The organism is Bacillus sp. FS02 (assembly GCF_024398395.1).
Classification (GTDB): Bacteria; Bacillota; Bacilli; order Bacillales; family Bacillaceae; genus Bacillus; species Bacillus altitudinis.
The window spans coordinates 1917461-1938266 of record NZ_CP074101.1 but is presented as its reverse complement, the minus strand read 5'-3'; the positions used below and the strand labels follow the sequence as shown (position 1 = coordinate 1938266).

23 protein-coding genes are annotated in these 20806 nt (G+C 42.2%); 7 read left to right on the top strand and 16 right to left on the bottom strand.

Translation table 11 applies throughout. From position 1 onward, the window contains the following. Window positions 1-36: 36 nt before the first annotated feature. The 3 genes from KFQ09_RS09865 to KFQ09_RS09855 are packed head-to-tail and all read left to right on the top strand — an operon-like array spanning window position 37 to window position 2224. Window positions 37-825, top strand: a complete 789-nt coding sequence (locus KFQ09_RS09865) for an alpha/beta hydrolase (RefSeq protein ID WP_025208333.1) — start codon at window positions 37-39, stop codon at window positions 823-825. Window positions 826-843: 18 nt separating this feature from the next. Further along, window positions 844-987, top strand: coding sequence for a YycC family protein (locus tag KFQ09_RS09860; protein WP_008347524.1), 144 nt, complete (start codon window positions 844-846; stop codon window positions 985-987). A 22-nt stretch (window positions 988-1009) separates the two neighbouring features. Then, the gene (locus KFQ09_RS09855; RefSeq protein WP_129548010.1) at window positions 1010-2224 is read left to right on the top strand and encodes a CynX/NimT family MFS transporter; all 1215 of its coding nucleotides are present in this window, start codon (window positions 1010-1012) and stop codon (window positions 2222-2224) included. 40 nt (window positions 2225-2264) lie between these two features. Here the strand turns inward: KFQ09_RS09855 and rplI are convergent, their stop codons facing one another. Genes rplI through KFQ09_RS09840 form a run of 3 tightly spaced genes read right to left on the bottom strand, consistent with a single transcriptional unit; the run spans window position 2265 to window position 5658 of the window. After that, complete coding sequence (gene rplI, locus KFQ09_RS09850) at window positions 2265-2714, bottom strand: 50S ribosomal protein L9 (RefSeq protein WP_050826811.1); 450 nt, start codon at window positions 2712-2714, stop codon at window positions 2265-2267. Then, the gene (locus KFQ09_RS09845; RefSeq protein WP_017359884.1) at window positions 2711-4690 is read right to left on the bottom strand and encodes a DHH family phosphoesterase; all 1980 of its coding nucleotides are present in this window, start codon (window positions 4688-4690) and stop codon (window positions 2711-2713) included. Before KFQ09_RS09845 ends, rplI begins: the two co-directional genes overlap by 4 nt. Window positions 4691-4710: 20 nt before the next feature. Then, complete coding sequence (locus KFQ09_RS09840; RefSeq protein ID WP_025208334.1) at window positions 4711-5658, bottom strand: YybS family protein; 948 nt, start codon at window positions 5656-5658, stop codon at window positions 4711-4713. A 303-nt stretch (window positions 5659-5961) separates the two neighbouring features. On the opposite strand from KFQ09_RS09840, the gene KFQ09_RS09835 reads away from it, so the two are divergent. Beyond that, window positions 5962-6891: a manganese-dependent inorganic pyrophosphatase gene (locus tag KFQ09_RS09835; RefSeq protein WP_024718447.1), complete on the top strand. Its 930-nt coding sequence runs from the start codon at window positions 5962-5964 to the stop codon at window positions 6889-6891. A 44-nt stretch (window positions 6892-6935) separates the two neighbouring features. Here the strand turns inward: KFQ09_RS09835 and KFQ09_RS09830 are convergent, their stop codons facing one another. The 3 genes from KFQ09_RS09830 to KFQ09_RS09820 form a co-directional block, all read right to left on the bottom strand. Then, a complete protein-coding gene (locus KFQ09_RS09830; RefSeq protein WP_255835627.1) occupies window positions 6936-7793 on the bottom strand; it encodes an anti-sigma-V factor RsiV in 858 nt (285 codons plus the stop codon). Further along, complete coding sequence (locus KFQ09_RS09825) at window positions 7794-8288, bottom strand: RNA polymerase sigma factor SigV (protein ID WP_035704097.1); 495 nt, start codon at window positions 8286-8288, stop codon at window positions 7794-7796. Window positions 8289-8437: 149 nt separating this feature from the next. After that, a complete protein-coding gene (locus KFQ09_RS09820) occupies window positions 8438-9094 on the bottom strand; it encodes a hypothetical protein (RefSeq protein WP_047946680.1) in 657 nt (218 codons plus the stop codon). A gap of 196 nt (window positions 9095-9290) precedes the next feature. On the opposite strand from KFQ09_RS09820, the gene katX reads away from it, so the two are divergent. Beyond that, the gene (gene katX / locus KFQ09_RS09815; RefSeq protein ID WP_234879730.1) at window positions 9291-10790 is read left to right on the top strand and encodes a catalase KatX; all 1500 of its coding nucleotides are present in this window, start codon (window positions 9291-9293) and stop codon (window positions 10788-10790) included. Between the two features lie 48 nt (window positions 10791-10838). Here the strand turns inward: katX and wrbA are convergent, their stop codons facing one another. The 10 genes from wrbA to KFQ09_RS09765 form a co-directional block, all read right to left on the bottom strand. Further along, window positions 10839-11462, bottom strand: coding sequence for an NAD(P)H:quinone oxidoreductase (gene wrbA / locus KFQ09_RS09810; RefSeq protein WP_045034926.1), 624 nt, complete (start codon window positions 11460-11462; stop codon window positions 10839-10841). Window positions 11463-11521: 59 nt separating this feature from the next. Further along, window positions 11522-12133, bottom strand: coding sequence for an alpha/beta hydrolase (locus KFQ09_RS09805; protein ID WP_024718443.1), 612 nt, complete (start codon window positions 12131-12133; stop codon window positions 11522-11524). Beyond that, the gene (locus KFQ09_RS09800) at window positions 12130-13101 is read right to left on the bottom strand and encodes a ring-cleaving dioxygenase (protein WP_007497450.1); all 972 of its coding nucleotides are present in this window, start codon (window positions 13099-13101) and stop codon (window positions 12130-12132) included. Before KFQ09_RS09800 ends, KFQ09_RS09805 begins: the two co-directional genes overlap by 4 nt. Before the next feature lie 190 nt (window positions 13102-13291). Beyond that, a complete protein-coding gene (locus KFQ09_RS09795; protein ID WP_046344916.1) occupies window positions 13292-14809 on the bottom strand; it encodes an ABC transporter permease/substrate-binding protein in 1518 nt (505 codons plus the stop codon). Beyond that, window positions 14802-15767, bottom strand: coding sequence for an ABC transporter ATP-binding protein (locus KFQ09_RS09790; RefSeq protein ID WP_255835626.1), 966 nt, complete (start codon window positions 15765-15767; stop codon window positions 14802-14804). Before KFQ09_RS09790 ends, KFQ09_RS09795 begins: the two co-directional genes overlap by 8 nt. Before the next feature lie 199 nt (window positions 15768-15966). Beyond that, window positions 15967-16206, bottom strand: coding sequence for a 30S ribosomal protein S18 (gene rpsR / locus KFQ09_RS09785; RefSeq protein WP_008347556.1), 240 nt, complete (start codon window positions 16204-16206; stop codon window positions 15967-15969). A 41-nt stretch (window positions 16207-16247) separates the two neighbouring features. After that, on the bottom strand, window positions 16248-16790 hold the full coding sequence (gene ssbA / locus KFQ09_RS09780) for a single-stranded DNA-binding protein SsbA (RefSeq protein WP_007497456.1): 543 nt from the start codon (window positions 16788-16790) through the stop codon (window positions 16248-16250). 36 nt (window positions 16791-16826) lie between these two features. Continuing rightward, a complete protein-coding gene (gene rpsF, locus KFQ09_RS09775) occupies window positions 16827-17114 on the bottom strand; it encodes a 30S ribosomal protein S6 (protein WP_008347557.1) in 288 nt (95 codons plus the stop codon). Window positions 17115-17222: 108 nt separating this feature from the next. Then, window positions 17223-18323, bottom strand: coding sequence for a redox-regulated ATPase YchF (gene ychF, locus KFQ09_RS09770; protein WP_007497458.1), 1101 nt, complete (start codon window positions 18321-18323; stop codon window positions 17223-17225). A 215-nt stretch (window positions 18324-18538) separates the two neighbouring features. Next, window positions 18539-18745: a DUF951 domain-containing protein gene (locus KFQ09_RS09765; RefSeq protein ID WP_008347561.1), complete on the bottom strand. Its 207-nt coding sequence runs from the start codon at window positions 18743-18745 to the stop codon at window positions 18539-18541. 294 nt (window positions 18746-19039) lie between these two features. On the opposite strand from KFQ09_RS09765, the gene KFQ09_RS09760 reads away from it, so the two are divergent. Both KFQ09_RS09760 and KFQ09_RS09755 read left to right on the top strand, forming a co-directional pair. Next, complete coding sequence (locus KFQ09_RS09760; protein WP_255835625.1) at window positions 19040-20359, top strand: hydrolase; 1320 nt, start codon at window positions 19040-19042, stop codon at window positions 20357-20359. Between the two features lie 15 nt (window positions 20360-20374). After that, on the top strand, window positions 20375-20785 hold the full coding sequence (locus tag KFQ09_RS09755; protein ID WP_007497462.1) for a hypothetical protein: 411 nt from the start codon (window positions 20375-20377) through the stop codon (window positions 20783-20785). Window positions 20786-20806 lie beyond the last annotated feature (21 nt).

Sequence of the window (20806 nt, the reverse complement as noted above, 5' to 3'; positions counted from 1 at the left end):
TCAGCGGAGCTTGAAAACTTGAAGGAGAGAATACACATGAACGGAACGTTTCTATATGACGAATTGAACGGGCGTCAGCTTGATATTTACCTTCCACCAGACACCTCTATTGATGTTCCAGCTGTCTTTGTACAAGATGGCTCTTCTTTGTTTAGAACCCACCTGCTAGAGATCGAAAGCATGATTGAAGCCAAAACCATCTCGCCAATCATCATCGTCGGTATACACCCCTTCAATCGACTTGACGAATATACACCATGGAAAGCATCATCACTGCATTCTGGATTCCCTGACTTTAAAGGTGAGGCACAGACATATGTGTCATTTTTAGCAAATGACTTGCTTCCATATATCAAAAGAGAATACCCAGTTAAACAGACCGGTCATGAACATAGCCACGTAGGTGCTTCATTAGGTGGACTCTTTGCTATTTATACCTTATTCATGTACCCTGACCTTTTTAAAAACATCGCGTCCCTCTCCGGGTCATTTTGGTATCAAGATTTTCTATCGTTTGCTAAACAACAAAGCATTCAGTCTGTGGACCACCTTGTCTATTTGTCTGTAGGCAGTGAAGAAGGGAAAGGCAAAACATCTGCCCAACAGCACATGCCTTTATTCAACAAACAACTCCATGATCTTTTATTACAGAAAGGGATGCAGGAACGAAAGCTTCACTTTCACATTGAACAAGGAGAGGGCCACCATCTGAAACAATTTCAAAAAAATTTCTTATCGGCCATCAAGTGGTTTTATAAAAGAAAACCCAAATTTTTTATCAGCAAGTCACAAAGTCGATATGGTATATTGGAACGTATAGATTGAAAGAGGAGGGATTTGCGCATGAGACCTTTACAAATCTCAGCCGATACCGCACAAAAGCTTGCTGCATCACTCAATGTACCGTTAGAGCAAATCATGCATATGCCGCAGCACATCTTATTAGCTAAATTAGCGGAGCTTGAACAGAAGAAAGATCGTTCTTAAAGAAATAAAGGAGTTTACATTCATGGAACAACAACTAGAAAAATCAACATTTCATCCTCGCAGTACAGGGCAAACCATTTTGCTGATTGCTGGGATTTTACTCATTGCCTTTAACCTGAGGCCAGCCATTACGTCTGTTGGTCCTGTGATCGGTGCCATTCGTTCTGATTTACAGCTTTCAAATGGACTGGCTGGTTTCCTCACGACATTACCACTGCTCTCATTCGCATTGCTATCTCCCATTGCACCTAAAATCGGAAAACGTCTTGGGAATGAACGAACACTTTGGCTTGGGCTTGCTGTCCTGCTCTTTGGGATTGTCATTCGTTCATTGGGCATCATCACCTTTTTAATGATGGGAACGGCGCTAGTCGGCGTCGGGATTGCGATTTGTAATGTGCTTTTACCTGGACTTGTGAAACATAAATTCCCTGCACATGCTGGATTAATGACAAGCGTGTATACGACATCGATGTCCGTTTTTGCTGCACTTGCATCTGGTGTCAGCGTTCCGCTCAGTCATGCGATGCCTGGGGGCTGGAATACATCATTCCTTGTCTGGGCTGGACTTGCCCTTCTTGCGATGATGGTGTGGGCGCCGCAGCTTCTTCATCAGAACACAGCGGCTGTCAAAAGCATTTCACTCAAAGAACAGCCAATATGGCGTTCACGTGTCGCATGGCAGGTGACCTTTTTTATGGGCTTGCAATCATTCCTTTTCTACAGCAGTATCGCATGGTTTCCTGATATTTTGACATCACATGGCATGAACCTAGCGACAGCGGGATGGATGCTCTCTATTATGCAGTTCACTGGTCTGCCATCCACCTTCTTAACGCCCGTTTTTGCAGAAAAATTAAAAACGCAAAGACCGCTTGTCGTCGGCCTTGTCCTTGTGTATTTACTCGGCATGATTGGACTCCTTCTCGGAGGGTCGACGCCTATTCTTGTCATCTCTGTGCTATTCATCGGCGTCGGACAAGGGGCCAGTATCAGTCTTGCCCTCACATTTATCGGATTAAGAACAACCAATATGGAACAAGCAGCTGCCCTCTCTGGAATGGCGCAGTCACTCGGTTATTTATTAGCCGCTGTTGGTCCATTCATGATCGGTATCCTTTTTGATGTGACACATACATGGACGCCAGCCATTATCATCTTTATCATCGTCCTATTTTTCATGTTTATATCCGGTATGCGTGCTGGACGAAGCGTCTATATTTCAGATCCATCATAAACAAAGAACCCGTCTCACGAGGAGACGGGTTCTTTTCTGTTTATGCTTGTTCTGTGACGTGTACTTTTAATGTTGCTTGTACTTCTGGGTGAAGTTTCACCGGTACATTTGTGAATCCTAACGCACGAATGGCATCATTCAACTCGATTTTACGCTTATCGAGTTTGATTTGATGTTCTTTTTGCAATTTATCAGCGATTTGTTTGCTTGTAATCGATCCAAATAGACGACCGCCTTCACCTGATTTCGCAGTGAGTTCCACTGTTAACGCCTCAAGTGTTTCTTTTAATTGTTTTGCTTGTTCAAGCTCTTGGATGGCATTCTTTTTCTCTTTGTTTTTCTGCCCTTCCAATGCACTTAGGTTCGTTGGAGTTGCTTCAACAGCTAACCCTTGTTTGATGAGAAAGTTGTGAGCGTATCCGTCAGCTACATTTTTGACTTCGCCTTTTTTCCCTTTGCCTTTTACGTCTTTTAGAAAGATGACTTTCATCTTTGAACCCCTCCTTCGAAATATTCGTCTATGGCAGCTTTTAACTTCTCTACCGCTTCTTCAATGGTTATACCATAAATCTGGGTCGCAGCGTTAGTCAAATGACCGCCGCCATCTAATGCTTCCATAATGATTTGAACGTTGATATCCCCTAACGATCTTGCACTAATACAAACCGTATCGTCATCTCGCCTTGCGACAGCAAATGATGCTTCAACCTCACTCATCGACAAGAGAGAATCAGCCGTCTGTGCGATCGTAATTTGATCATAATACTCAGATCTGTCAGACGGCAAGGAAGCAATCGCTACCTGATTTTGATACAGCTCTGTATGCTGAATGAGCTTTGCCCGTTTGATGTAATGATCGACTGTCTCTTTCAAAAACTTTTGCACAAGGACAGGATCTGCCCCTTTTGCACGAAGGTAGGATGCTGCATCGAACGTTCTTGACCCCGTTCTGAGGGAGAAACTCTTCGTATCCACGATGATCCCAGCAAGAAGTGCTGTGGCTTCAATCATGTTAATCCGCAATTTCTTCGGCTGATACTCTAACAGCTCTGTCACAAGTTCTGCTGTAGATGAAGCATACGGCTCCATATAGACAAGTAAAGGATCACGGATAAATTCCTCACCACGTCTATGGTGGTCAATGACAACGACGTTTTCGATCTTATTTAGCAGTCGTTCTTCCATCACAAGCGACGGTTTATGTGTATCTACGACCACAAGCAATGTGTCATCCTTTGCAAGCTCCATCGCTTCCTCAGGCGTGATAAAACGGGACCAAAGTTCTTCATAATTCTTAATTTCACTAATTAAGCGTTGAACGCTATCCCCAATCTGGTTGGCATCAATGACGATGTAACCTTCTTTTCCATTCGCCTGAGCAACCTTTAAAATCCCGATCGAGGCACCGATAGAGTCCATGTCGGGGAACTTATGCCCCATGATCATGACATTACCGCTTTCAGATACAATTTCTTTTAAAGCATGTGAAATGACCCGTGCGCGTACTCGTGTCCGTTTTTCCATTGGATTGGTTTTTCCGCCGTAGAATTTCACTTTCCCATTCGGCTGTTTAATCGCTACCTGATCCCCGCCTCGTCCGAGGGCAAGGTCAAGACTCGACTGCGCAAGTGCGCCAAGTTCTTTTAAAGAAGGAACAGACGCACCGATTCCAATACTAAGGGTAAGCGTGGCGCTATGTGCCCCTGTTTTCTCACGAACCTCGTCTAAAATGGAAAACTTCGACGCTTCTAGCTCTGCTAAGATGCTCTCGTTTAATACCGCCATAAATCGTTCAGATGAAATTCTTTTTAGGAAAATGCCATATTCTTGCGCCCAATTGTTTAACAGCGATGTGACTTCACTATTTATCGCGCTACGCACCTGATCATCGAGACCTTGTGTGACATCATCATAATTGTCTAAAAAGATATAAGATAACACCGTTCGTTCATTTTCATACTGTCTTTCAATCTGCACTTGTTCCGTGACATCAAAGAAATATAAAAGGCGCTCTGACCGTTTAATAATGACTTTGAATTTCCGGTCATTCAGCGTCACATTTTCTGTCTCAACCTCTTGTTTAATAAGAGGCACAATGGATTCAAATGTATCATACAAGGATCTGCCGACAAGTGTGCTTTCATGGAAGCACGAAGCGAGAAATGGATTGGTCCATTCGATATAATACTGGTCATTAAACAGCATAATACCAATTGGCATCTCCATTAATGCTTCTTCTCCAACCTTTTTGACTCGATAGGATAATGTTGAAATATATGAATCAATCTCTTTTTGCACCTGCGTATCTGCCCACTTTAAAAAGTAGAGCACACCCGCAAGGACTAAAAGACCAACCGCTCCTATGATCCAATTAAAATAAAGGTTGAGGAGGACTGTGATCACCGCAAGAACAATTAACGCGAAGATCGGATACTTGATGACAGGTTTTCGATAGAAGCTTGGCACTGATATCAACTCCTCAACATTCAGAGTGAATTATTTGTTTTTACTTTTTCTCTTAAATCAAAGCCTATGTCAGCAATCCCTATAATACGCACAATCACACCGATTGGCGGAAAGAGAATCGTCAATACGACGGCAAAAATGGGTACCACTTTTGAGATGTTTTTTTCGTGGCAATAATAGAAGATAAAAGAAAAGCCCTGAATAAGCACCAGTATAAATAAAATTTGAAAAGCACTCGTTTGCACGAGCGATAAAAAGCTGCCTTTCTCCGGCTGAATCAGCATCAAAAGCAGTGTGAGTAAATAATACCATACCATGCTTTTTGGCAGTCGCATATCCTTAAATTTCTTAAGAGCTGGCATGTCTGGAACAAACCGTTTGATCAACGGCCGCACAAACCAATGATTGACGAAAGACATCAGCGTGACAAAAATCAAAAGCGCTACAGGTAAAGAATTTAATGCCGTATCCTGCATCTCTCTAAACTGCTTGAGTTGTTTTGCTATGTCCTGATCAGAAGCGCCTGATTGTTTTAAGGTACTCTCTACCATCGGCATGATTTGGTCAATTGATTCCTTTGCGACACCCAGTATATCTACTTGAAACAGCTGGACACTGACAACAAAGTAAATGAGAAAACTGAATAAGTAGATCAGCGCACCCGTAATAATCGCCTGACCTGGCTGCCTCCTGCTGTAGAAAACACCCATACCTACTCCAACAGCAATCAGCATTGGCGCACTTAACAGCCCATTAATAGACCCAATTAAAAAGCTGATCACTATGCCAATAGCGCCAGCCGCAATTCCTTTTTTCAAGCCATGCCTGATTGTATAGAGAATGATCGGAATTGGAGCAGCCATGAAGAAAATAATGGATAAAAGTGGCACATACAAATAAAACAGCGTCATCACCGCAAAAATACTGATCATGATAGCGCCTTCTACTAACGCTTTTGTTTGTTTCACACCTTCACCTCAATCCAATCATTTTTCTATATCTTGCTCAATGTGTACTTCTATGTATACGTACGATGTACGCTCCGTCATATCTTGACCCAACCTTTATTTTACCATAGCCGCAAATCGCAAGTAAAATGCAGGCTATTCCAAGAGCGTTTCACGTGGAACAACTTAGATCGTCTTGTACATGCAACTTTTCAGACAGCATGTTACAATTTTTTAGATTATTCTTAGCTATAAACCCTGAATTCAAGGTCAAAAGCTGTTAGAATAGAAACATCATCAATAAAAGTAAGAAGGAGAATTCACATGGGAAAAACACTCGTATTCGGACACAAAAACCCTGACACAGACACGATTTGCTCTGCTATCGCTTACGCTGATCTGAAAAACAAAATTGGCGTTCAAGCAGAAGCTGTCAGACTTGGAGAAATCAATGGAGAAACACAATACGCATTAGATTTCTTTAAACAAGAAGCACCTCGTTTCATTGAAACGGCTGCAAACGAAACAAAACAAGTCATTCTTGTCGATCATAACGAATTCCAACAAAGTGTAAGCGATATTGATCAAGTACAAGTGACAGAGGTCATTGACCATCACCGTATTGCCAACTTTGAAACAAGTGAACCTCTTTACTATCGTGCTGAGCCAGTTGGCTGCACAGCAACGATCTTAAACAAAATGTACAAAGAGCACCAAGTCACAATTGAAAAAGAAATCGCTGGTTTGCTTTTGTCTGCGATCATTTCTGATTCCTTGCTATTTAAATCCCCAACATGCACACAGCAGGATGTTGATGCTGCGCATGAGCTGGCAAAAATCGCAGGAGTAGACCCTGAAGTATATGGTTTAGATATGCTGAAAGCAGGAGCTGACCTAAGCCAAAAAACAGTTCAAGAATTAATCACACTGGATGCAAAAGAATTTGCACTAGGTAACAGCAAAGTCGAAATTGCACAAGTTAATACAGTTGATATTGCTGAAGTAACAGCAAGACAAGCTGACATCGAAGCAAAAATCAATGAAGTTATCGCAGCGAAAGGTCTTGATCTATTTGTTTTAGTGATCACAGACATTCTAGAAAATGACTCTCTTACGCTTGCACTTGGTGCTGAAGCAGCAAAAGTAGAAAAAGCATTTAATGTCACACTTGAAAACAACACTGCTTTACTCAAAGGTGTCGTATCAAGAAAGAAACAAGTCGTGCCTGCACTAACAGACGCACTTTCTTCATAAACTCAAAAAGACTGCTGACATCTTCAGCAGTCTTTTTTCTTCTTTTAGTGAATGTACATATCGCTGACAAGAATATCCTTTAGCACGCTTGTTGGAATCGTGAATTCAACTACACCCATGTAACCAGGCGCCACATCATATTCGTTGAAGGAAATCACCAGTTTGCCTTTTGAATTGATATAGAAGCTTTGATCTGGCTGAATCTTCTTAAACGGGTCAACCGTATCTTGCTTCGTCATCCAGTAAATCTTATTTGAATCCTCTTTCATCTGTTTCTTCATTTGTTCTTTAATATTTTCACTAATCACATCAATATAACGGTCATCTTTAAACAGACTTGGTAATGTAATGAGTACATGGTTTTTCTTATCCACCGTATCATATGTCATTTCCTCTGCCGCAGAAGCCTGAGTCGTCACCTTGTATCGACCTAGTGAAAGAATTTGATCATTATTTGTTCTTACTTCATACCCGCTCTCTACACTCAAATGACCATTTTTATAACCCTTTGTTTCCTTTTCAAAATCTTGATACAGCTTTTTGTTTTCAGCTAAATATTTTTGATTCAGGTTGTCTTGTAATTTTCCGTCCCCAAGCCCTGAAACGTGTGGTGTTTTGAGATCAATATTTGTTCCTTGATCGCTCTTTTTAAATTCTGTGAACGTCACGACTTTCACAAGCTCTCCAATGATGGGTACTTCTGAAATCGCTCTTGCTGCCTGTGGACTAACATTAACAGTTGTGACAAAAAGAGCAGCCGCTGCAACAAGTCCGATGGTCCATTGCTGAAAATGAGGTTTTTTGTTTTTTCTTTTTAACGTTCGTTCAATCATCGCATCATATTCCGGTGGTATAGGGATTTCTAGATATTCTTCTTTTAACTGTTCCAAATGCTTATCCATTTATATTTCCTCCTGCGATAATTCTACTTTTAAAAGCCGCAACGCCTTATATAATCTTGTTTTAATGGTGTTTTCATTTTCTCCAAGAATATGAGCAATGTCCTCTAGCTTTAAATCCTCAAAGAATCTTAATATAATGATGGCCCGATACATCTCCGGCAAATCTTCTATCGCCCGTCTGACATCTTGATCCTCATAGACATCCGATTCACCCTGTGATAAAAATTCCAGCGTATCATCGTCTGTCACTTGCACACGCTTCTTCTTTCGTAAAAAGTCGAGGGCAGCGTTTACGACGATTTTATAAAACCAGCTATGCATCTTGGTCGCATCCTCTAATCGGTGAACAGATTTGAGTGCTTTATGAATCGCCTCTTGAACGACATCCATCGCATCTTCTGGGTTTTTGACATAGCTATAGGACAATCGATAAAAACTGTGTTTATGCTCCATTACGTAATCCGCAAATTGATCATCAATCTTTCGTTTCTTCATTTTACAAAGAGCTCCTTTATCTTAAATGCGCATCTGTTATTTCTTACATTGGATAGACGCGCACCTGTTAAAAATAGTTTGCGCTCCATTATTTTTTTAACATGTCATCCCATTTACGTTTCTATACAAAAAGAGCGAACCTGACGGGTTCACTCTTTTAAAGCCGTTATTTTTTGATAAACAAATGGTTTAAGTGGTGAAAGCGGATGAATGATGGACACTCCTGTTTCCTGCTCTACCTGCTTTGCAGCGTGAACCATCGAGAGCTGCATCACACATATATCTCCATGCTGCTTCACAGATCGCCTTAACTGTTCCATAATTCGCTCATGGTAGGCTTGTATATCACCGTTCAAGCAAAGATGAAAGACATCCTCTAGCACAACCACTTCTGCCTTTAACTGCTTTCCCTGCTCTTTTACATATGAAGACAGTCGCTTCATCGTTCCTTCTACTGTATCTGGGTTTGAAAACACTAGCTGAAGCGGACCCTCTCGCTCACAAATCTGCTCAAATAACGGCTCATCTATCGAAACAATTGGTTGTTTGAACAGGTGCTGCTGCTCCCCCAAAGCCGCAATGTATTGTGTACACGTTAATAAAACAAGATCAGCCTCTCCTTCTTGCATGAGTCTGTTGATGGCATAGGTTTGCTGCTGTTCAAGATCAAATGCGGGATCTTGTTTGGCTCGTTCCATAAAGGATGAATCGACGATGTGATGCAGATCAAATCCTGTGTCATAGAAAGCGTCGTCAATGTAAGAAATATTAGATGGATGTGCGTGAAGGCAGTGCAATCGAATCATTAGGTCCGCTCCTCATAAAAGTTTTCACTCATTATATCAATCCTTGTATGAAATAGGGAGCAACATGACCATATTGTTAGGGAGATATTGAAGGAGGGATTCTACCTTGAAAGAAGATCAACAGCCTACATCATCTTCAGAGTCAGAAGAAACCTTGACGAATCGCCAAGGTCACCCGGTAACAGATAATCAAAACATGAGAACCGTTGGGAATAGAGGACCGACTACGCTTGAAAACTACGATTTCCTAGAGAAAATCAGTCATTTTGATCGTGAACGCATCCCTGAACGTGTCGTTCACGCACGAGGTGCCGGCGCACACGGATACTTTGAAGCCTACGGTACATTCGGTGACGAACCCATTTCCACTTATACAAGAGCCAAATTATTTCAGGAGAAAGGAAAAAAGACCCCTGTCTTCGTTCGATTCTCTTCTGTTATTCACGGCGGACATTCACCAGAAACTTTACGCGATCCGCGGGGATTTGCGATCAAATTTTATACAGAAGACGGCAACTGGGATCTCGTTGGGAACAACCTCAAAATTTTCTTTATTCGAGATGCTTTGAAATTCCCTGATTTGGTTCATGCCTTTAAGCCTGACCCTGTCACCAATCGTCAGGATGGCGAGCGCATTTTTGATTTCGTTTCACAATCACCTGAAGCAACACATATGGTGACATTTCTCTTCTCGCCATGGGGCATTCCTGCCACATACCGGCACATGCAAGGCTCTGGCGTCCATGCCTATAAATGGGTGAATCAAGAAGGAAAAGCAGTGTTGGTCAAATATCACTTTGAACCAAAGCAAGGAATTCGCAACCTGACACAAGAACAAGCCCAAGCCATTCAAGGGGAAAACTTTAATCATGCCACACAGGATTTATATGAAGCCATTGAACAAGGGGATCATCCTGAATGGGAAGTATACGCGCAAATCATGGAAGATGACACCCACCCCCATCTAGACTTTGATCCACTCGATCCGACAAAGCTCTGGTACAAGGATGACTATCCATGGAAACCGATCGGACGAATGGTGCTAAACAAAAATCCAGAAAATTATTTTGCAGAAGTGGAACAGGTTGCCTTTGGGACGGGGGTTCTTGTAGACGGATTAGATTTCTCAGATGATAAATTGCTGCAAGGGCGTACCTTCTCTTACTCTGATACGCAGCGATATCGAGTCGGGCCAAATTATTTACAGCTGCCGATCAATGCACCGAAAAAGCATGTTGCCACCAATCAGCGAGATGGGCAAATGGAATATCATGTGGATCAAGGAAAAGGACAAAACCCCCATGTGAATTATGAACCGTCCATTCTCGGGGGATTAAAAGAAGCGCAGCAAGATGGAAAGGATCATACGCCTTTTGTAGAGGGTGAAGTCAAACGGGAAGCCATTGACCGCCCGAACAATTTCGGACAAGCCGGAGAAACCTATCGCCGCTTCAATGATTGGGAACGTGAGGAACTGATTAAAAACTTAGTCAACACCTTAGCTACCTGTCAAAAAGACATCCAAGACCAAATGATCGAAAACTTCACAAAAGCTGATCCTGACTACGGAAAACGTGTGGCCGATGGCTTAAAAGCCTTCAAACAAGAGGAGCCAAGCGGTCCCATTGGATCAACAGGCGCGGCACAGGCTGTCAACGATGCGATCAACAACAGCACCCCTTCAGATCCTTATTAATGAAAAAAGAATGCAGCGGAGTGGCTGCATTCTTTTTGTATACATCTATTAAGCGTTTTGACCTTTTTTGATCCATTCTGCTACATTCACTGTACGTTTCGCCTGGTGTTTTGCGGCTGCTTCTGCATCCTCTTGGATCTTTCCATTTTGGTCAACAGTCACACTCACACCATAAGGGTTACCCCCTGCGCCGTATAGGGAATCATCCGTGTAGCCAGGAGCGGCAATAATGGCTCCCCAGTGGAACATCGTTGTATACAGGCTCAGAACCGTCTGCTCCTGTCCGCCATTTGGGTTTTGTGCAGATGTCATCGCACTCACTGCTTTGTTTGCTAGTTTCCCTTGGAACCATAAACCGCCTGTTGTGTCTAAGAATTGTTTCATTTGAGCCGGTAAGTTACCGAAACGTGTCGGCATGCTGAAAATAATGGCATCTGCCCACTCTAAGTCACTTAACTGAACCTCAGGGACATCTTTTGTTTCATCTAAATGTGCTTTCCATGCTGGATTTGATGCAACAACTGCTTCTGGTGCCAATTCAGGAACCTTTAAAATTTTGACTTCAGCACCAGCTTCTTTCGCTCCAGCCTCCGCCCATTTCGCCATCTGATAGTTTGTACCTGTTGAACTATAATAAATAATCGCTAGTTTTACGTTTTCCACTTGTTCCATCTCCTTTTGTTTGGTTTGCCCAAAAAGCTTCTGTAAAAATCCCACCTGTATTCCCCACCTTATTTAAATTGACGACGATACCACAATGCCGCAGCATCGACTTCTTCTCTCGTTAGCTGATGTCCACGATTTTCCCAATGAAGCGTTACGGATGCTCCCGCCTCCTGAAGCAGTTGCTCCAGTTCCTGAGATTCCTCAGGACGGCACATTGGATCATTTTCACCAGCTGCTATAAAGACTTGTTTCCCCGCTAATGAAGGTAATGAAACCCCTCGTCTTGGGACCATTGGATGATGCAGGATCGCTCCTTTCAGCGCATCTCCGTAATGGAATAACAGACTTCCAGCAATATTCGCCCCGTTTGAATAGCCGATGGCTACCACATTGTGACGATCAAATCCATACTTATCTGCTGCTTCCCCGATAAATGTATATAATTCCTCTGTACGCTCAATTAAATCTTGCTCATCAAAAACACCCTCTGCCAAACGCCTGAAAAAACGCGGCATGCCGTTTTCTGATACATTTCCTCTCACACTAAGAACAGATGCTTCAGGGTCTACCACTTCTGCAAGCGGCAATAAGTCTTGCTCTGTCCCGCCAGTTCCATGCAGCATGAGAAGGACAGGTTTTTGTTCATTCTTTCCTTTTTGAAAAAGATGCTTCATCATGAATCTCCTTTCCCTTTGATTTCTCTTACCTCAATCGGCAGCACGATTTGTTCAATTTGACTACGCTGCGCCTCATATTGCGGCGGCAGTTTCAACGCTTCACCCATCGTTTCCACAGATTCATCGTGTGCAAACCCTGGAGGATCGGTCGCAATCTCAAATAATATGCCGCCAAGCTCTCTAAAATAAATGGCATTGAAATAATTTCGATCTTGCACAGGCGTCACTTGATATCCGCTTTGCGCAACATGTCTTTGCCAATCTAATTGATCCTGATCATCTGTTGCTCTCCACGCAATATGATGTACAACACCCACGCCCATACGTCCTCGTGCAACAGGTGTCTTGTTCACATCAATGACATTGCCGATTTCTCCAAACGAACGGAATCTCACATAATCTCCTTCCGTGCCGACTTTTTCAAGTCCCATCGTTTGCTCTAGCAGCTGCATCGTTTGCTCAGGCTGTGAAGTTAATAAAACAGCTCCGCCAAACCCTTTAATCGCTACTTCTGGTGTCACCCCATTAAATGTCCAGTCATTCTGTTTTCCTTCTTCACGTTCTACAAGTTCTATCAATAAACCGTGCGGATCTTCAAATGAGAGAAAGGCCTCACCAAAGCGTTCAATCATTTCATAAGAAACGTCAAACTGCTCAAGGCGTTCCTTCCAAAAAGAGAAGGCACCGGTCGGTACGACATATGTTGTCACACCTACTTGACCTGCTCCAATTTGTCCCTTTTGTGCACCTGGCCAAGGGAAAAACGTAATAATGGTACCTGGAGAACCTCCTTCATTTCCAAAATATAAATGATATGTGCCTGGATCATCAAAATTGACGGTCTTTTTCACGAGACGAAGACCTAAAACACCTGCATAAAAATCAACGTTCTCCTGAGGATGACCAACAATTGCTGTGATATGGTGAATTCCTTCTGTTTTCTTCACTTCTAATGACCTCCTCTTCATGACGTAACATGTCACTACTCATTATGTCTTGACTGATGCTTTTATATTATCTCGAATTCGAGATATATGATCAAAAAATATATTTATCTCGAATTAAGGATATTCTTTTTTGAAATAGATGTCAATGATTTTTGTTTTTTTCTTTTCAAAAGCAGGCCGCTTTGTATATAGCAGACCTGCTTCCCCTTGATTATTGAAGCAATTTTTTCTTTTTTAAATAGGCTTCGGCTACTTGAAATGCATCTTTCCCCTTCACATTGACTTCGTAATTCATTTCTCTCATCTCATCATCTGTGATTTGACCAGCGAGCTTGTTGAGAGAGGCCTCAATCTCAGGATACTCTTTTAATGTCTCCTGTCTTAGCAAGGGCGCTCCTTGATAGGGCGGGAAAACATGCTTGTCATCATCAAGCACCTTCAACTTGTATTGTCTCAATTCACTGTCTGTCGAATACGCATCGACCAACTGAATATTCCCTTTTTGAATGGCTCGATATCGAAGTTTCGGTTCCATCGTGACCACATCGTCAAAAGAAAACTGATAAGCTTTTTGAATGCCTAAATATCCATCCTGACGATCAGAAAACTCTAAAGTAAAGCCAGCACGTATACGATTCTTGATTTGACCCAGATCTGAAATCTTTGATAAATCATATTGATCCGCTAGTGATTGAGGCACGGCTAAAGCATATGTATTGTTATAAGCCATCGGCTGAAGAAGCTGAAGCTGAAAGGATGACGCCAAACCTTGGCGCGCTTGCTCATACACTTTTTCCTTATCCGTGCTTTTCGCTGTTTCTTTCAGAAATTCAGAAATCGCTGTCCCTGTAAATTCAGGATAGATGTCAATATCACCAGACCGCAGTGCTTGAAAAACAAAGGACGTCTTACCAAGACCAGGCTTAAGATTGACTTGGATATCTGTATCCTGCTCAATTAAAAGCTTATACATGGAGATCAAAATTTCAGGCTCTGACCCCAGCTTCCCTCCAATGGTGATCTCTTTCTTTTCTTGTTGAAACAGCAATGGGGCAGCGACAACTGCTCCTGCTATTACAGCAAAGACCGTTACAGAGATCACGGTTTTTTTAAAGGAGATTTTCTCAAGTGTCCGCAAGACCACATCAAATAAGAGCGCAAGTAATGCAGCTGGAATAGCACCAATGATGATCAAAGACATATCATTTCGATCAATTCCAAGCAGAATCAGACTCCCTAATCCACCTGCCCCAATAAGAGCTGCAAGAGTGGCTGTCCCTACAATAAGAACCATCCCTGTTCGGATACCTGCCATGATCACAGGCATAGCAAGAGGGAGTTCTACTTTTAATAAGCGTTTGCGGTGATTCATCCCCATAGCGAGCGCCGCTTCTCGGAGCGACGGATCGACCTCACGAATGCCTGTATATGTGTTTCTTAAAATAGGAAGAAGAGCATAGACGACAAGAGCGATAATTGCGGGCACTTGACCAATCCCAACGAGAGGAATCAGAAGTCCAAGCAGCGCCAAAGACGGAATTGTCTGCAAGACAGCCGTCACCCCAATGATCCACTCTGCTATCTTAGGGACTCTCGTTAAATAAATCCCTAAAGGAATGGCAATCAAAATCGCTAGAAATAACGCAATGAAGGAAATTTGAATATGCTCAAGTAAGGCGTGTCCGAGCTGATCTTTTCGAGCCCATAGCACACTGATCCATTCATTCATGTGTCTTGCCCCTCTCAGCAGAAGTACCGGCTAAATACTGAATCACCGCTTGACGAGTGATGAGCCCGATCCGTTCCCCATCCTTCTCAACAACAAGCTCTTCATGCTCTACCAGTCGAGATAGAACCTCTTCTAGCGTCGCATGGATGGAGACCACCTCATCGCCTAACAGATCTTCTTGAGGCATGGGCTGAGAAATAGTTGTCAGCTCAAATGCTTGATGGTCTACATGACGGGCAACTCCTGAAACAAACTCCCGCACAAATGGATTCACTGGATGCTGAATCAATTCCTCTGGGCGACCAACCTGCACCACTTTTCCTTCATTCATCACACATATCCGATCTCCAAGTTTCATGGCTTCCTGCATATCATGTGTCACAAAAACGATGGTCTTTTGAATACGGCGCTGTAACTCAAGCAGATCATCTTGTAATTTCTCTCTCGTCAGTGGATCTAACGCACTAAAAGGTTCATCCATCAGGACAATCTCAGGATCAGCAGCAAGTGCCCGTGCTACGCCGACTCGCTGCTGCTGTCCTCCTGAAAGCTCTGCTGGCTTTCGATGTCGATAGGTAGCAGGCTCAAGCCCCACCATGAACATCAACTCATCAACACGCTGATTCGTCTCAGCCCGCTTCCATTGTTTCAGCTCTGGCACTACAGCAATATTCTCTTCTATGGTCATATGAGGGAACAACGCTATTTGCTGAAGCACATAACCAATATCCCAGCGCAGCTCATAAATATCATAATCGCTGATGGTTCGACCCTTTATGTAAATCTCACCTTCTGTAGAAGAGATGAGACGATTGATCATTTTCAAAGTCGTCGTTTTCCCGCTTCCACTAGGTCCAATCAATACAAAAAATTCACCTTTCTGAATCTCCAAATCAACAGATTGAACGGCATAGCGGTCATCAGAAAATTGCATCGATACATTCTTAAATTCAATCATCTTCCCACGCCCTGACTGCAAGTATATTTTAAAATACCAATATGACAGATTAACCTAGTATTTGTATAGAACAAACTGTCACGTTGACTCTCTTTTTACATACTTCCCCTAGTTACACTGCCAGAAACGACTTTCTCATAAAAGTGAGACAAATAAAAAAAGCGAAGAGCTCAAGGCCCTTCGCTTTTAAGTCAACGACTTACTCACCAGTAACGTATGGAAGTAATGCCATTTGACGTGATTTTTTAATCGCTAATGTCAATTTACGTTGATACTTAGCGCTAGTTCCTGTTACACGACGAGGTAAAATTTTACCACGCTCAGAAACAAACTTTCTAAGAAGATCAACATCTTTGTAATCGATGTGCGTGATTCCGTTAGAAGTAAAGAAACATACTTTACGACGTTTCGCACGACCGCCTCTGCGTCCACCTGCCATTTGTTTTCACACCTTTCCTTTGGTCATTTTTTTCAGATCAATTAGAATGGCAAATCATCATCGGAGATGTCAATCGGTTTACCATCATTCGCAAATGGGTCATCATTGAAGCTATTTCCCTGATTACGATTTTGGTTGTTTTGATTGCCATATGGATTTTGACTTGGTTCATTTCCAAATGGATTCTGATCATTTTGGCTGCCGCCATAATACTGGCCTCCGCTATTGCCACCGCCGCTGTATCCACCTGAACCAGCACCGCCGCTTTTAGGCTCAAGAAATTGAACACTTTCAGCTTGAACTTCTGTCACGAAGACACGCTGTCCTTGCTGGTTTTCATAGTTTCTTGTCTGCAAGCGACCGTCTACACCGGCAAGACTTCCTTTTTTCAAGAAATTAGCCACGTTCTCGGCTTGTCTTCTCCAAGTAACACAGTTAATGAAATCGGCTTCACGCTCTCCAGATTGATTCGTAAACGTACGATTCACAGCTAGAGTAAACGTGGCTACAGCCGCACCATTAGGCGTGTAGCGAAGCTCAGGGTCTTTTGTTAGTCTTCCGACCAATACAACACGGTTTAGCATATTGAAAGACCACCTTTAAATATATATTTCAATGATTTATTCTTCTTCTTTAACAACAATGTGGCGAATGATATCGTCACTGATCTTAGCTAAGCGGTCAAATTCTTGAACTGCTGCAGCGTCAGATTGAACGTTTACGATTTGGTAGAAGCCTTCACGGAAATCGTTGATTTCGTATGCAAGACGACGTTTACCCCAATCCTTTGTTCCAGTGATCTCCGCACCGTTAGAAGTTAACACGTTATTAAAACGGTCGATAACTGCTTTTTTAGCCTCATCGTCAACTGTTGGGCGGATGATGTACATAACTTCGTACTTTCTCATCTGATTGCACCTCCTTTTGGTCTAAGCGGCCCTATACGGGCAAGGAGCAATAAATTATATTACTCACAATTGTATATTATAACAAATTACTTGGCCTATGACAAGAACCTATACGTTAAAACGGAAATGAATGACGTCTCCATCTTTCACTATATATTCTTTACCTTCTAAACGAACTTTTCCTGCTTCTTTTGCAGCAGACATACTTCCGCCAGCTAGTAAATCTTCATAAGCAACCGTTTCAGCACGAATAAATCCACGCTCGAAGTCCGTATGAATGATTCCAGCACATTCCGGCGCCTTCATTCCTTTTTTAAATGTCCAAGCACGTACTTCTTGCTCACCTGCTGTGAAATACGTAGCTAAGCCAAGAAGTGAATAAGACGCTTTGATCAACTGATCTAAACCTGATTCTTTGATGCCTAGCTCTTCAAGGAACATTTGCTTCTCTTCTCCTTCAAGCTCTGCAATTTCAGACTCAATCTTCGCACAAACGACGATGACTTCAGCGTTTTCGCCAGATGCAAACTCACGAATTTGCTGTACATATTCGTTTCCGTCCTGATCTGCTACTTCGTCCTCACTCACATTTGCTACATACAGAATAGGTTTTGACGTGAGTAAATGAAGCTGCTTCACAAGCTTCTGCTGCTCATCTGTAAATTCAACCGATCTTGCAGATTTTCCAGCTTCAAATGCGTCCTTCAGCTTTTCCAAAATATCAAATTCAGCTACCGCTTCCTTATCTTTTTGTTTCGCTAGCTTACTCACACGAGTTAAACGCTTTTCAACCGTTTCTAGATCAGCCAAAATCAATTCTAAATTAATCGTTTCAATATCTGACACTGGGTCAACCTTACCTGACACATGTGTAATGTTATCATCAGCAAATGCTCTCACCACGTGACAGATTGCATCTACTTGACGAATGTGAGAAAGGAATTTATTCCCTAAACCTTCTCCTTTAGATGCACCTTTCACAATACCAGCAATATCAGTGAATTCGAAAGCAGTCGGAACTGTCTTTTTTGGCTGCACTAATTCTGTCAGTTTTTGCAAACGCTCGTCTGGAACTTCTACAATTCCGACGTTTGGATCAATGGTACAGAACGGATAGTTAGCAGACTCCGCTCCAGCCTGTGTAATTGCATTAAATAGCGTTGACTTCCCGACGTTAGGTAAGCCAACAATACCAGCTGTTAAAGCCATTCTTTCATCTCCTCTATATGAAACGTGCTCGTTATACTGCGTAATATGAACCTAGAGCAATTATAAGTAGGTTTACATGAAAAGACAAGCTAACCATCATGCATTTTCAATAGAAGAAACATTACCAAAAAGACTAAATCGGAGCTTTAAAATGAGAAATTGCAGCTGTTTCTCTGAACAAAAGACAAATTTCATCAAAAAAGCATGAGGCCTACTTAAGCAGTTGGCTCCTCATGCTTGACGAGAATTTTCTTCATTTTTCGTTCAAAATCTCTTCTTGGGATCATCACGCTGTGCCCGCACCCTTCGCATTTAATACGAATATCCATGCCCAAACGAATAACTTTCCACCGATTGGCACCACATGGATGGGGTTTTTTCATTTCAACGACGTCATGTAACCCAAATGCTTTGTCTGCCATCAGCATTCACCTCTCTTGCTCACTTCATTAAATCTATTGTACAAAAAAATGCCGATGGAGAGCAATGCACAAAATAAAGAGCCGCTGTCATGTATCAATCCCGTTCTTTTTTATAGAAAAAACCCTTCTTTTAGATCATTTTATTTGTGACCAATAGTTACTTAAACTCCGCTTTTTTTCAATATTGTCACAAACACTGTAGGTCAAAAGGTTTTTATTGGTAGAACGCTGTGGTTTTTCCATATTTTTTGATTTATGATATCTGCATAAATGTTATGTGAGGGAGCAGGTACGATGGTCAATCGAAAGGATAGATTAACCGACAAAGATTATAAAATCATATCCGATCACGCTGGAAACGCAGAGAATTACCAGCAGAACCATACGATAGAAGTAGGTCAGCATACGCTCACTGTCAACGATTTTCTAAAAATAGATCATCAATTATATGGTTTAAGGATGCAGCAGGAACAGTCAGATGAGTTCATTGTCGCGTTTCACTGTCCTCTGCCAAAACAAATGACGGTGACATCGACACAAGATGTTCAAACGGCTACCCAATCATTGTTAAAAACGGATTATGCCTACCCCATTGAAAGAAAATCCTTAGCCGGGAAACAAGATCATGTCTTTTTTAAAGGGAAGGAATACATCGAGGACGTCTGTCAGAAGCACCCGAATGCAACCATCTATCTCACTGGACAAGCGCTTGCCGGTGCTGTTTGTGCTTACATTGCGACAGAACAGCCAGCTGTCAAAAAAGCCATCACATTCGATAGCCCAAATATATGGAGCAGCCTGGCACCTTCCATTCAGCAAAAAGCAGTAGAAGGAAAATATACCCATGTTCTCACGGAATATATTCAACCCAATCATTATGTAGGTTTACTCAATCGCCATGATCATGGAGTTGGACAAGTCAAGTACACCGTACCACCCCGGGAGCAGGGATCGGTCCAAGAATCCATAAAATATAAACCAAGAGAAATTGACACCTTTTTAAGATCAGCTTTTGCATCAATGAATATAGAGTGGAACGAATCATTTGATACAAATGCATTTTTAGCTCTCGTTTCAGGAGAATTCAAAGTAAATGGGTATTCATTCCATTCGAATGGAACCGCTCGTATTTTAGATGAACAGCTTGATCACAATACAAGTTTTACAGCGATGCTTTTACAAGAAATCCATTCAGGCCGTGCATATGCACAAAGCGGGCTTGAAATTATCATAAAATCCCATTTACTAAAAAATTCATCATATGATCTACAAAGTATTATTGAACATGAAGTACACACTGTATTTGAGAAAATAGATGGAATTGATGATAGTGTAAAAGATGCCGTCCATCATGTAAAACAAGAACTGAAAGGACTTGTCGGCTTCGGTCACTATGATTTATTAACCCATAGCGATGTAGAAGCACTGTTAGAGGAAGTAAGGATGGAGCAGCCGCAATCAACCTTTTATTCTCATGAAAAACAACTGAATGCCTTGTACACCTTGAGAGACTACGAACAAGAACTTTCCACCCTTTCAAGACATATGTACACAATGGGTGATGACTATGCCAAGGCAGATAGACGCCTTGCGATGCAAATGGGTATTCGTTAAGAAAGGAGTCGCCATATGATCAATCAAAATAAACCTCCTAGTGACGCCCAGCGTTTCTTGCAAAATGTGAGTGCCCGCCGCTCCATGTCTGTATTCGAAAGTCAATCTGCACCACAAACACAATCTCAATCACCTGAAGAAATTGCCGCTATTCAGGCCATGCGCAGAGAAGGACAACGAAAAGATTTAAAGCGATTGCTGAAAATGCGGCTTCACGACGAATTGGCAAATACCCGCATGCACTTGGAGTACCAATTATCCAAAACAGAAGACATGATGAACCAGACAACCATTGTCAAACAGCATGTATCCCAGCATTTAAAGGGACAAGCCATCTCAGAAATAGAGGAACGCATGCAGCGTCTCCAGCACATGCCTGTATATGACGATATCAAGGAAGCGATTGATTCCATTCGGATAAAATAAGCACTTCTCTTTGAAAGAGAG